This window comes from Iodidimonas muriae, from assembly GCF_014647255.1.
GTDB lineage: Bacteria > Pseudomonadota > Alphaproteobacteria > Sphingomonadales > Rhodothalassiaceae > Iodidimonas > Iodidimonas muriae.
The window spans coordinates 393717-406974 of sequence record NZ_BMOV01000001.1 but is presented as its reverse complement, the minus strand read 5'-3'; the positions used below and the strand labels follow the sequence as shown (position 1 = coordinate 406974).

Sequence of the window (13258 nt, the reverse complement as noted above, 5' to 3'; positions counted from 1 at the left end):
CCTACCGGGAGGAAACGCCCACAGCGGCGAAGATCGCAAGGGGCTATCCGCAAAAACAAATATTCGCCAATCCTGTTTGGCCACGGATCGCGCGCCTCCATTTTCAACGGTGCATAAAGACAAATATTCTTGCTACACTTCCCTTTCTTGAAACCGGAATCATAAGGGAGAACCATCATGGGTGACGCAAGTTCCAGCCTTCACGCCCCGCGCGAACGTCTCAGCAAAGAAACCCTGCATTTTCACCATGCTATCGTTTCCTTGATGGAAGAATTGGAAGCGGTGGATTGGTACCGCCAACGCGCCGACGATTGCGACGACGATGCCTTGAAAGATATTTTGTTGCACAATATGCGCGAAGAAATGGAACATGCCGCCATGGTGCTGGAATGGCTTCGCCGCAACAATTCCGACTTTGAAAAACAACTCAAAGACTTTCTGTTCACCGACAAGCCCATCGCCCATCACGGATAATAAAACCCGCTAAATTGGTAACGAAAACGAACAGACCATCCCCCGCCTTCACACGATCCCTGAAGGCGGGTTTTTTATTGCACCTGCCCCGATATGATTTGGGGGCATTCACATCCTGAACTATGTTCATTGAGGAAAGCTTATTGCACTTGTCCTTACCAAACCACGATGCCCAGAAGATTACCCCGTTGAAGTTCCCGCGGATTATTGGCTGGGCAATCACAACTTTTCTAACGATGATGTTCACCTTGGTAGCCTTAAAATGGAAGCTGTAAAGCTCATTTTGCGACCTTGGATCAAAACGCAATCTCCAGAAAAAATGGAGCTTAACGAGATTGCCACCGCCAAGCGCACATAAAGCCCAGCCCGGCCTTAGCCGGGACACGCCCACAACAATCGGGGGCATCTTGGGGGAAAGAGCCGAAACAACTGAAAGAAAAAGAATTACAAAGAATAATATATAAGTTGTATTACTGTACTATGATGTAGTTAAATATGAATAACTATACGAACTCCTGCATATTTCCTGAAAACGTAAAGATGATAAAGATGATACGAGAAATATTTTTTATCGCCGCAATCTCCGCTTTGTTGCTCCCGCATAATGGCTGGGCCATCGATGTTCCTTATAGCGCAGAAAACCCGGCATCCGGCCAAACATACGACGCACCAAGCAAATCAGGTGCCGAACAATCTGATCAATCAACAAACGAAATCCGGATGGCCGCCGAGCAAGGTGATGCTGAGGCACAGTTCGAACTCGGGGGGATGTATTACGCGGGTCAAGGAGTTCCGAAGGATGATGCCAAGGCGGTTCGATGGTTTCGGCAGGCCGCCGAGCAGGGTCATGTTGAGGCACAAAACAATCTCGGGGTGATGTATTACGGGGGGCAAGGGGTTCCGAAGGACGATGCCAAGGCCGTTCGCTGGTATCGACAGGCCGCCGAGCAAGGTCATGCTGAGGCACAATACAGTCTCGGGGTGATGTATGCTACGGGTCAAGGAGTTCCGAAGGATGATGCCAAGGCGGTTCGATGGTTTCGGCAGGCCGCCGAGCAGGGTATTGCGGATGCACAATACAATCTCGGGGTGATGTATTACGGGGGGCAAGGGGGGCCGAAGGATTATGCCGAGGCGGTTCGCTGGTTTCGACAGGCCGCCGAGCAAGGTCATGCTGAGGCACAATACAGTCTCGGGGTGATGTATAACACGGGGCGAGGAGTTCCGAAGGATTATGCCGAGGCGGTTCGCTGGTTTCGACAGGCCGCCGAGCAAGGTCATGCTAAGGCACAGTTCAATCTCGGGGTGATGTATGCTAAGGGTCAAGGGGTTCCGAAGGACGATGCCAAGGCGGTTCGCTGGTTACGGCAGGCCGCCGAGCAGGGTCTTGCTGAGGCACAGTTGAAACTCGGCGCGATGTATGCTGAGGGTCAAAGAGTTCCGAAAGATGATGCCGAGGCGGTTCGCTGGTTTCGACAGGCCGCCGAGCAAGGTGATGCTCAGGCACAGTTCTTACTCGGGGGGATGTATGCTGCGGGGCGAGGAGTTCCGAAGGATTATGCCAAGGCGGTTCGCTGGTTACGGCAGGCCGCCGAGCAGGGTCTTGCTCAGGCACAGCTCAGTCTCGGGTTGATGTATGCTGAGGGGCGAGGAGTTCCGAAGGACGATGCTGAGGCGGTTCACTGGCATCGACAAGCCGCCGAGCAAGGTGATGCTCAGGCACAATTCAGACTCGGGGTGATGTATACTCTGGGTCTGGGAGTTCCGACGGATGGTGCCGAGGCGGTTCGCTGGTTTCGACAGGCCGCCGAGCAGGGTGATGCTCAGGCACAATTCAGTCTCGGGTTGATGTATGCTGAGGGTCAAGGAGTTCCGGAGGATGATATAGAAGCCTATGCGTGGATAAATATCAGTGTGGAGCAAGGCGACGAAAATGCGAGAAAAGCTCGATCTCTTATTGAAAAGAAACTTTCTCCTTCTGATCTCATCAAAGCGCAGGAACGCTCCAATGAGTATTTCAGGCGCTACGTCCCCACCCCGGTAAGGGACTAGTGGGAAAGGCGCAACGGATGAGTTCCATAAAAGCGCCTCGAATCCACAGGATTTCCGCCATTCTCACTGGGACCCATCCGTCTGATTTTATCCACTAGCTCCCACTAACCACATCCGCTCGGCAATCGCCTGCTCTTCGGCCCCCACGGCGTCGGCTAGACATGATTGCAAAGGAGCTTCACCTCAACCGTCTCCATTACTCTCCGGTAATCGGGTGACGGGAACAGGTGGCCATAGCGCTCCATGCCCATTTGGCATTGAGGGAAGCCCTGATGAGCGCATCATAATAGGCAATTTGCATCCACCTCACCCGGATTCTTCATCTATTACCCACAGCTTAAGGCATGAATAAGAATCATTCTAATACGATCATGCTTATTGCTGGATAACGCCTCAGATGCGCGCCGTCTATTTTGCGATTTTTGTGTTTCCGTATTGCTTCCGTGAAACAAAAAAGCACCTGACCATTTCTGGTCAAGTGCTTGAAATCTTTGGTGAGCCGTGCAGGATTCGAACCTGCGACCTACTGATTAAAAGTCAGTTGCTCTACCAACTGAGCTAACGGCCCCCAAGAAACAGCGCGACAGAATTTGCGCCGTTGCCGTGGAAGTGCGGCGGACCATAAGTGCGCGAACCGGTGCGGTCAAGCCCTTGAGAGCACTCTTGTAAAAAAACTTTTCACCGCCCCTTTTTTTGCCGCCTTCGCCTACAGGGAATCGCTCGCATGGGCCCATGGTTCCGCCAGAGCTGCGGCGCGCCAGCCTTGGAAATCCGGCCAATCATGCACATGGGCCACATAGCGTTTTGCGCTTTTTCCCAATTCCACATCATAAGACCGCAACCGCGTGGCAAGGGGCGTAAAAAACGCATCGGCAATGGAATAATCGCCATATAAAAACGGCCCGCCCGATAGGCGCAGGGCTTCGTCCCACAGGGCTTCAACGCGGGCCACTTCGGCCTTGGCTTCATCGCTTAGCGCCACCGCCTTTGGCGCACGCTTCAGGTTCATCGGCATTTCCGCACGGACTTTGGCAAAACCCGAATGCATTTCCGCCACCGCCGAGCGGGCATGGGCGCGCAAAAATGACGCTTGTGGCCACCAATGCCGCCCTTTCGGGAAACGCTCTGCCAGATGATCGCAAATGGCCAAGCTGTCCCAGATGGTGATCTCGTCATCAATCAGAACCGGCACGCGATTGGCGGCGCTGAACTGGCTGATTTCCGCTTTGAAATCCGGCGTATCAAGCACGATCAGCCGTTCATTGAACGTCAAGCCGTTCGCCTTCATGGCCAGCCAGGGCCAAAGCGACCAGCTTGAATAATTCTTATTCCCGATAATGAGGGTCAGTTCCGACATGGCGCGCCTCCGACAAACCAAATGGATGCCTCATCATAGGCTCAAAGTGGGTCGATGTCGCCACCACGATATGTTTCAAGGAATTGGGCGGCAAAATCAGCCAGACAGCCTTGCTCGATGGCATCACGCAGGCGCTGCATCAGGGCCTGATAAAAGGCGATATTGTGCCAAGTCACCAGCATCGGGGCCAAAATTTCCTCACACCGCACCAGATGATGCAAATAAGCGCGGGAATAGTGCGTGGCCGGGCTTGGCACATCGGGATCAAGGGGCCGCGGATCATCCTTGTGCCGGGCATTGCGCAGATTGATCGGTCCGCGCCATGTGAAGGCCTGTGCAGTGCGGCCAGAACGTGTCGGCATCACGCAATCGAACATATCAATGCCCCGCATCACAGCCCCGACAATATCATCGGGCTTGCCCACCCCCATCAGATAGCGCGGCTTTTCCGCAGGCAGCATGGGCGCGCAGAAATCCAGCGTGGAAAACATCGCCTCTTGCCCCTCGCCCACGGCCAAGCCGCCCACCGCATAGCCATCAAAGCCAATATCTGCCAAGGATTTGGAGGATTGTTCGCGCAAATCTTCAAAGACACTGCCTTGCTGGATGCCAAACAACGCCGATTTTCCCGATTGCTGTGCAGAGCTATCAAAAGCCTCACGGGAACGACGCGCCCAGCGCATGGACAGATCTTTCGATTCTTTTGCCTGCTCATAGGTGGCCGGAAACGGCGTGCATTCATCAAAACACATAATGATATCCGAGCCTAAAAATCGCTGGATTTCGATAGAGCGTTCCGGCGTTAGCATATGGCGCGAGCCATCAATATGGGACTGAAAGGCAACGCCTTCTTCCGTCAGCTTGCGCAGCTTGGCCAGGGACATCACCTGAAATCCGCCGGAATCCGTAAGGATCGGCCGATCCCAATTCATGAACTGGTGCAAGCCGCCCAATTCGGCGATTCGCTCTGCCCCGGGGCGCAACATCAAATGATAGGTGTTGCCAAGAATGATATCCGCACCGGTTTGGCGCACACTTTCAGGCAGCATGGCCTTGACCGTGGCCGCCGTTCCCACCGGCATAAAGGCCGGCGTGCGAATCTCGCCGCGCTGCATGGTGATGGTCCCGCGCCGGGCTTTGCCATCGGTTTTATGAACATCAAAAGAAAAACGGGTCATGGGGCCTCGGTCAAAGAAGGGGGAAACAGCAAGCAGGCATCGCCATAGGAATAAAAGCGATAGTCATTGGCGATTGCATGGGCATAGGCCGCCTGCATGCGATCAAGTCCACAAAAGGCCGAAACCAGCATGAACAATGTGGATCTCGGCAGATGAAAATTGGTCATCAGCACATCAACGGCGCGGAATTTATAGCCCGGTGTGATGAAAATATCCGTATCGCCGCGGAAAGGCTGGATGCGGCCCTGTTCGTCCGCCGCACTTTCCAGCAAGCGCAAAGAGGTGGTGCCAACGGCAACGATTCGGCCGCCGCGATCCCGCACCTCGTTCAATTGGCGGGCAACCTCTGGCGTGATCTCCCCCCATTCCGCATGCATCCGGTGATCTTCGGTATTATCCACCTTCACCGGCAGAAATGTTCCCGCCCCCACATGCAGGGTCAGCGTTGTTTGCCCCACCCCGCGCGCCTTCAAACCGGCCAAAAGCCGATCGGTAAAATGCAAGCCCGCCGTGGGGGCTGCAACGGCCCCCTTTTTCTCGCTGAAAATGGTTTGATAATCGTCCAGATCACGGGCATCGGCGGGGCGCTGGGCGGCGATATAAGGCGGCAAGGGCATAACCCCATGCTGCTGAAGTGCGGTTTCCACATCGTCTGCCAAAAAGCGCACGGTAACTTCCGCACCATCGCGCTGTTCAACCTGCGCAGACAGGCCATCAAATTCCAAAAGATCACCGGGGCGGCATTTCTTCGCCGGACGCGCAAAAGCAACCCAACGGGCCGCATCCAGACGCTTATGCAGCGTGATCTCTATCTTTGCTTCACCGCGATGGCCAAAAAGCCGCGCCGGAATGACACGGGTGTCATTGCTGACCAACAGATCACCGGGCCGCAACAAGTCTGGCAGGTCCGATACATGACGATCATCAAGGCCGCCCCCACCATCCACGCGCAACAAACGCGCCTGATCACGCGGGCTGACCGGCCGCAACGCGATCCTGTCGCGGGGCAATTCAAAATCAAACAGGGAAATATCCATGGCTGGCTTTTAAAGCACAGACCAATTGGGCCGCAACGCTTATTCGCTTTCTGCCTATGAGTTTGGCGTTTCCGCAGGCGTCTTCGTGCTTTCCTGCTTATCAGCCAACACACCGCGCAGGATAATCCGGATCAAGCTATCCGACACATCGGCGAAATAATCTTTGGTCAAACGCGGCATATTCATCACCGCTTTGATCTGCGGTTGGAAATCCGCATAGTGCTGCGTTGCCGCCCAAATCAGGAAAATCAGGTGATATGGGTCTACCGGCAGCAATTTCCCATCATCAATCCAGCCCCGAATGACACCGCTTTTGCTTTCCACCAGTTCCCGCAGATTAGTTTCCAGATACTCTTTCAAAAAGGGCGCGCCTTGCAGCACTTCATTGGCAAACACCCGCGATGCAATGGGCGAGCGGCGCGACATTTCCACCTTGAAACGGATATAGCGGCTTAATTCTTCTTCGGGATCGCCTTCGGGGTCCAGATGGGCCAAAGGCGTGAGCCAAGTTTCCAATGTTCGCCTTAAAACCGCAACATAAAGATCCGTTTTGCGCTTGAAATAATAATGCAGATTGGGCTTCGACATATCGGCTTTTTCGGCAACCTTTTCGATGGTCGCTCCATGAAAGCCATAGGCCGCAAACACCTCTTGCGCGGCATCTAATATGCGTTTTTCATTGCGCGCCTGAATACGGGTTTTCCCCGCCTCATCCGCACCATTCTGTGGCCGTACCATCTGGATATCATGATCCATAAAGCGCCTCATCCCCCGCCCTTGTTTATGCCATGGCCATAATCATGGCTTCTTTGGCACCCTTTGCCCACACGATCTTTATGTTAAGCCTATCGCTCCATTGGGTCCATTCACCAAGAGCGCGACCAATTAGTCAAGGTCATTCCGGTGCGGCATGCCGGGCTGGGCCCCGTGCCGTACTGTGGCACGCGCCCCCACCTTGCAGGCAAAATCAAGGGCTTCTTGATATTCCACGGAAGACATCAGCGCAATCGTAAGGGCGGCGCAAAAGGCATCCCCTGCCCCCGTGCTGTCCACAACCTGCACCTTGGGCGGAGTGGCGCGGGCGATCACCTTGTCGCCTTTCATCAAAAGCGCCCCTTTGGCCCCCAAGGTCAGCGCCTTCAGGCCCTGGAAGCCATCCAATTGGCCGTCCAGCGCCTGCGCTTCGATTTCATTCATAATCAACACATCCACCCTGCGAAGAACCGCAGGAGAGATCGGTGCCACCGGAGCGGCATTGAGCACAAACAGCCCCGTTTTCTGTTGGGCGACGGCTTCTTCAATCACCGCCATTGGCACTTCAAGCTGGCACAAAAGCGCCTCGGCTTGCGGCAATTTCAGGCTCTCAGCGGCAAAACGGCGATTGGCACCGGGGGCCACAACGATCTGGTTTTCACCCCCCGCATCCACAACCACCAGAGCCACGCCCGTGGGGCAATCGTCCAGAAACATGCAGTGTGAAAGGTCCACGCCATCCGCACGCAAAAGGGCCAAAGCCTCGTCGGCCGCCGAATCGTTGCCCACCCGTGCGCACAAGCAGACATCGGCCCCCAAGCGCCGGGCCGCCAGCGCCTGATTGGCCCCCTTGCCACCGGGAAAGCGGCTCAGCTCTGCGCCGGTCACCGTTTCACCGGCCACCGGCAAACGATCAGCCCGTGCCACAATGTCCAGATTAACAGATCCCAAAACCGTCAAGCGTGGCGGTTGATTTTTCACATCAGCCTTGGCCATCACCCATCTCTTCAAAAGGAAAGCGGGCCAATCGCTCGGTCAATAAGGCGAAAAACCCGTCCGCATCCACATCATAAAGCCAACGAACATTTTTAGGACGATCGGTCACCGCCCAAAAATCCACCGCCGTATGCCCCAATGTCAGCGCCGAATGTGTTTCCACAGACACATTGCAAAGCTTCGATTGAAACAGCTCCGGCTTTAAAAGCCAGGCGATGGTGCATGGATCATGCAAAGGCGCGCCGCCAGACCCGTATTTTTGCGTATCGAAACGATTGAAAAAGGCCAGCATATTGTAAACTGCTTGCGGCACCGCGCCATCTAGCGCCTTGATAGGCGCCAAGCGTTCCTTGGTGGCCAGCACTTTGTGGGTTACGTCCAACCCCGCCAAAGTGATCGGGCGGCCACAATCAAAAACAATTTTTGCCGCTTCCGGGTCCACCAGAATATTGAATTCAGCCGATGGAGAGAAGTTCCCCCCTTCGCGCATGGCCCCACCCATGGCAACGATTTCGTGGATCTTCGGCAAAATATCCGGGGCCCGCATCATGGCCAGGGCCAAATTGGTCAAAGGCCCGCTGGGCACCAATGTGATGCTGTCGTCTTCTGCGGCCAAAAGGGTTTCAATGATGAAATCCACCCCATGGCCATCCGCCAAAGGTGCTGTGGGATCAAAAACATCAATCCCATCAATACCGGTTTGCCCATGCACATTTTCAGCAGTAATCAATGGCCGCATCAAAGGCCGGTCACAGCCTGCATAAACCGGAACATCGCCCCGCCCGGCCAATTGACAGATCATGCGGGCATTACGCTCCGTGCGTTCCAGCCCCACATTGCCCGCCACTGCCGTAATGCCCAGAATCTGGAGATCTTCGGGAGAGGCCAGCGCCATCAGCAGGCTAACCGCATCATCCTGGCCCGGATCACAATCCATGATAATGCGGCGCATCCCCGAAACCCCTTTTATTAAAATGGCAAAAGCAGGCTGGCCATGGCGGCGCTCATCAGGTTCGACAAAGAACCCGCTGCCACCGCACGCAAGCCATAACGGGCAATCAGATCACGCTTTTCGGGGATCAGGCTGCCAAGCCCACCCAAAAGAATGGCGATGGACGATACATTGGCAAAGCCGCACAAAGAAAATGTAACCACAGCTTCTGTACGCGGGCTGATGCTATCAACGATCTGCCCCAGATGCAGATAGGCGACAAATTCATTGAGAATCAGCTTTTCCCCAAACAGCGCACCAGCAATTTGTGCTTCCGACCAGGGGATCGACAAAAGATACATCACCGGCGCAAACAGATAGCCAAGAATAAGCTCTAGGGTGAGGTCACCATAACCAAACCAGCCGCCAATGCCGCCAACAATCCCGTTGAACAGGGCAATCAGCGCGACAAAAGCCAGCAACATCGCCCCGATATTCACCGCCAGTTTCACGCCATCCTGCGCCCCCACAGCCGCCGCCAAAATCACATTGGCATGGGGTTTGTCGCCATCTGCCTTGGTGGGCTCCAGATCTTTCGTTGCGTCATCGCCTTCTTCATCGGGCATCAGCAATTTGGCCATCAAAAGCCCGCCGGGTGCCGCCATGAAACTGGCCGCCAAAAGATAATCCAGCCGAATACCCATCTGGGCATATGCGGCCAAAACCGTGCCCGCAACAGAGGCAAGCCCCGAAACCATTACGGTAAACAGCTGAGCATCGGTGAGCCGGCCAAGATAAGGACGAATGACCAGGGGTGCTTCGGTTTGGCCAACGAACATATTGGCCGCCGCATTCAAGGATTCGATATTTTGTGTGCCGATGATGCGCCGCAAGATTCCGCCAACAATCTTCACAACCCATTGCATGATATGCAGGTGATACAGAACCGCCATCAGTGAGGAAAAGAAGATGATAATGGGGAGAACATTGATTGCGAAGCTCAATGCACCACCCCCGTGGGCCAGCCAGCCAAAAACCATATCAATCCCCACATTGGAGAAGTTGAGGATGGCCTGAACCCCACCGGACAGTGTTTGAATCATGGCTTTCCCGGCCGGGACATATAACACAAAAGCCGCAATGGCCGCCTGCAATCCAAAAGCGCTTAAAACCACCCGTGGCCGAATGGCCCGCCAATTGGTTGAAAGGGCAACGGCCAAAGCCAAAATGGCCATGATGCCCAGCAGGCTTATCAAATTCCCCAAAGTCTCTCTCCCTCTATGGCCGCTTCTGTTTTGGCCTTCTTGCCCTCGCCTTTCAGGCTAAGTCTAGGCGCTGGTCAGTATGTCATAAATCACCGGGCTGTCCGCTGGTTCTTTATCCGAAATATGCGTTGCCGCGCGTAGATTTTCCGCTGCACGATCAGCATTATCCTTGCTTGCGGCATGAACGAAGGCCAAAGGCCGGTCCGGCCCCACTTTTGCACCAATCGGGGCAATGCGATCAAAGCCCACCGAAAGATCAAGCACATCATCCACCGCCCTGCGCCCCCCGCCCAGTTCGATAATCGCATTGCCGATGGCCCGCGCATCCACAGCAGACACATAGCCTTCCGTTTCGGGCAGAACCGGCACCACCACCGATGCCTTGGGCAAATAATGCTGATACCGCTCGATAAAGTCCGCAGGGCCGCCCAAAGCCGTCACCATTTTGGCAAACACCTCCGCCGCGCGGCCCGATGTTACCGCTTCATTGGCGCGTTCGGTGGCTTCTTCGCGGTTATCGGCAAGACCGCCAGTGATCAGCATTTCCGCGGCCAAGGCCAACACCACCTCATCCAGCCGGCTTTCACGGCGGCTATTGGTCAGATACTCTACCGTTTCTTCAATTTCGACGGAATTGCCCGCCGTATCGCCCAAAACCTGCGACATATCCGTGATAAGGGCATGGGTTGTCAGATCAGCGGCTTTGGCGGTTCCGATGATGCTACGCGCAAGGGCGCGGGCCTCTTCAATGCTTTCCATGAAAGCGCCGGTTCCCACCTTGACATCCATCACCAAAGAGCGATTCCCGGCGGCAATTTTTTTGGACAGGATCGAGGCCGTAATCAAGGGAATCGATTCTACAGTGCCCGAAATGTCGCGGATGGCATAAAGGCGGCGGTCCGCAGGTGCCAGATCCGATGTCTGGCCGATAATGGCACACCCGACCTCTTTTGTGACCTTGCGGAAGACATCAAGACCCGGCGTCGGATTATATCCCGGAATACTGGCAATTTTATCAAGGGTACCGCCCGTATGGCCAAGGCCGCGTCCGGAAATCATCGGCACATAACAGCCGCAGCTTGCAGCGATGGCCGCCAGCATAAAACTTACCTTATCGCCCACCCCGCCAGTGGAATGTTTGTCCACAACCGGGCCATCGAGATCTTCCTGGCTCCAATCCAGCATCACACCGGATTTCGCCATGGCCAATGTCAAGGCTCCGGCTTCTTCAAAGCTCATGGATTTCAGGAAAATCGCCATGGCGAGAGCGGATACCTGCTCAGCCGGAAGGCTGCCATCGGCAAGGCCGGAGACGAATGCATCGATTTCCTCGGCCGACAAAGCCCCACCATCCCGCTTTTTACGGATCACATCTTTGAATAGCATTTTGGTCTCTCCGTCCCGATTTTCCACGGCCAAAAATCTGACCCGCGCACATAGCAGGCTTTGGGACCATAACCCCATCACCTGTTATGGCAAGCCAGTTTGAAGCATTTGGACAAACTAGACAGATTTTTTAACAACTAGTCAAATTTTATACATCTCGATTCAATGCGCGCCCCCCATAAAAGCATCGCGCAAAGCCGTGCTGTTTTACCCTCATGAGAAATAAACCCACAACACAGCTACCGCCGCAACAACGCCAAGGCTCAGCCAGATATCGCGCGTCCGCCCCTTTGTGGGAATGGCCGTACCGTCACGGAAAACCGCATGCCAAGTCAGATCCTGTTCCGGCTCTGCATCGGGAAAGATCAAACTCCCCACAACCAAAACCAGAAAAGACACAAGGAACAAAATGATGGCCACATGCAGGAAATTTTCCACAGCCAATGTCAGCCAAATTCCGTGAAGGGCATCTTTGTTCAGTTCCAGAATCAACCGTCCAATGCCAAGCACGGCCCCGACTCCCAAGGCCCATCCGGCTCCTTTGGCACTGGCACGGGGCCACAATATCCCCACCAGAAACACGGCGGCGATGGGCGGCGAAATATAGGCCTGCACACTTTGTAAATAGGTATAAAACTGCCCGGAAATGCGGCTCATGAACGGAATCCACAAAAGCCCCAGGCCCACCAGTGCTGCGGTGGACAAACGCCCCACCAGAACCAGTAAGCGCTCGCTCGCGTCTTTATGGAAGCGTTTATAAATATCCATGGTGACAATGGTGGAGCAGGAATTGAATACCGAAGACAGGGAACTCATTAAAGCCGCCAAAAGCCCGGCCACCACCAAGCCCTTGAAACCCACAGGCAGCAATTGCGCCACCAAAGTAGGAAGAGCCGCATCGGGGCTATCCAGAACAAACAGGCCGCGCTCCGCCAGTGTGGCCGCAATGATGCCAGGCACAACGAACAAGAACAGAGGCAATTGTTTCAGCCAGGCCGCAAAAATAGTACCGCGCCGCGCTTGCTCCAATCCATGGGCCGAAAGCACCCTTTGCACGATATATTGATCCGTACACCAGTACCACACACCCAAAATGGGCGCGCCAAACAAGATGCCTGTCCATGGAAATTCCGGGTCGCTCATGGGGCGCCACAGGCTGAATGCCGCATCACCCGCTTCCACCCGCAAAGCGGACCAGCCACCAACGGCCTGCAGCCCGATCACCGTTACCGCAACGGCCCCCAACAGCAGCACAATCATCTGCAAAACATCGGTATAAAGAACGGCCCGCAACCCGCCCCAGATAGTATAAAGGCCGGTGGCCACCACAACAATCACGGCCCCCGTCCAGAAATCCAGCCCCATCAGGCTTTGAAACACAATGCCGCCCGCCGCAATGGTCACGGAAATCTTGGTCAGCACATAGCCAATGATCGAAATGATGGCGAGATAGAATTTTGCCCCTTCCGAATACCGCTTTTCCAGAAATTCGGGCATGGTGAATACGCCGGAACGCATATAGAAGGGCACAAAAAGCCAGCCCAAAAGCAAAAGGATCAAGCCGGCCAGAATTTCAAATTGCCCCACGGCAATGCCGCTGGCCGCCCCTGTTCCCGCCAGCCCGACCAGATGCTCCGATCCGATATTGGAGGCAAATAACGAGGCCCCCACCACGAACCATCCTGCATTGCGGCCCGCCAGAAAAAAATCTTGGCTATCGGCTTTTTTGCGGCGGCGGGTGGCCATGATCGCCACCCCAAAAACCAGCACGAAATAGGCCGCAACAACGCCCCAATCAAAAACTTCCATGTCCCCTCCCCTTCTTTCCC

General features: G+C 54.9%; 11 protein-coding genes and 1 tRNA gene. 2 read left to right on the top strand and 10 right to left on the bottom strand.

Going from position 1 to position 13258, the window contains the following annotated elements; all coding sequences use genetic code 11:
* Positions 1–177 precede the first annotated feature (177 nt).
* Both IEX96_RS01685 and IEX96_RS01680 read left to right on the top strand, forming a co-directional pair.
* Positions 178–474, top strand: a complete 297-nt coding sequence (locus tag IEX96_RS01685; RefSeq protein WP_150006096.1) for a ferritin family protein — start codon at positions 178–180, stop codon at positions 472–474.
* A 549-nt stretch (positions 475–1023) separates the two neighbouring features.
* The gene (locus tag IEX96_RS01680; RefSeq protein WP_229773459.1) at positions 1024–2526 is read left to right on the top strand and encodes an SEL1-like repeat protein; all 1503 of its coding nucleotides are present in this window, start codon (positions 1024–1026) and stop codon (positions 2524–2526) included.
* A gap of 492 nt (positions 2527–3018) precedes the next feature.
* Here IEX96_RS01680 and IEX96_RS01675 read toward each other — a convergent pair.
* From IEX96_RS01675 to IEX96_RS01630, 10 genes are all read right to left on the bottom strand, one after another.
* Positions 3019–3094: transfer RNA gene (locus IEX96_RS01675), tRNA-Lys, on the bottom strand.
* A gap of 138 nt (positions 3095–3232) precedes the next feature.
* Positions 3233–3883 (bottom strand): glutathione S-transferase family protein, encoded by a 651-nt coding sequence (locus IEX96_RS01670; protein ID WP_188873367.1) that lies wholly within the window; start codon positions 3881–3883, stop codon positions 3233–3235.
* 41 nt (positions 3884–3924) lie between these two features.
* Positions 3925–5061 (bottom strand): tRNA guanosine(34) transglycosylase Tgt, encoded by a 1137-nt coding sequence (gene tgt / locus IEX96_RS01665; RefSeq protein WP_150004799.1) that lies wholly within the window; start codon positions 5059–5061, stop codon positions 3925–3927.
* Positions 5058–6098: a tRNA preQ1(34) S-adenosylmethionine ribosyltransferase-isomerase QueA gene (gene queA, locus IEX96_RS01660; RefSeq protein ID WP_150004798.1), complete on the bottom strand. Its 1041-nt coding sequence runs from the start codon at positions 6096–6098 to the stop codon at positions 5058–5060. Before queA ends, tgt begins: the two co-directional genes overlap by 4 nt.
* 54 nt (positions 6099–6152) lie before the next feature.
* On the bottom strand, positions 6153–6854 hold the full coding sequence (locus IEX96_RS01655) for a TetR family transcriptional regulator C-terminal domain-containing protein (RefSeq protein WP_229773458.1): 702 nt from the start codon (positions 6852–6854) through the stop codon (positions 6153–6155).
* Positions 6855–6983: 129 nt separating this feature from the next.
* Positions 6984–7847: a ribokinase gene (locus IEX96_RS01650; RefSeq protein ID WP_150004797.1), complete on the bottom strand. Its 864-nt coding sequence runs from the start codon at positions 7845–7847 to the stop codon at positions 6984–6986.
* Positions 7834–8799 (bottom strand): nucleoside hydrolase, encoded by a 966-nt coding sequence (locus IEX96_RS01645; protein WP_150004796.1) that lies wholly within the window; start codon positions 8797–8799, stop codon positions 7834–7836. The genes IEX96_RS01650 and IEX96_RS01645 overlap by 14 nt, the downstream gene beginning before the upstream one ends.
* Before the next feature lie 17 nt (positions 8800–8816).
* Positions 8817–10043 carry a NupC/NupG family nucleoside CNT transporter gene (locus IEX96_RS01640; protein ID WP_150004795.1) on the bottom strand — a complete coding sequence of 409 codons (1227 nt, stop codon included), beginning with the start codon at positions 10041–10043 and terminating at the stop codon, positions 8817–8819.
* Positions 10044–10106: 63 nt separating this feature from the next.
* The gene (gene deoA, locus IEX96_RS01635; RefSeq protein WP_150004794.1) at positions 10107–11429 is read right to left on the bottom strand and encodes a thymidine phosphorylase; all 1323 of its coding nucleotides are present in this window, start codon (positions 11427–11429) and stop codon (positions 10107–10109) included.
* 213 nt (positions 11430–11642) lie between these two features.
* On the bottom strand, positions 11643–13238 hold the full coding sequence (locus IEX96_RS01630; RefSeq protein WP_150004793.1) for a sodium:solute symporter: 1596 nt from the start codon (positions 13236–13238) through the stop codon (positions 11643–11645).
* Positions 13239–13258: the final 20 nt, after the last annotated feature.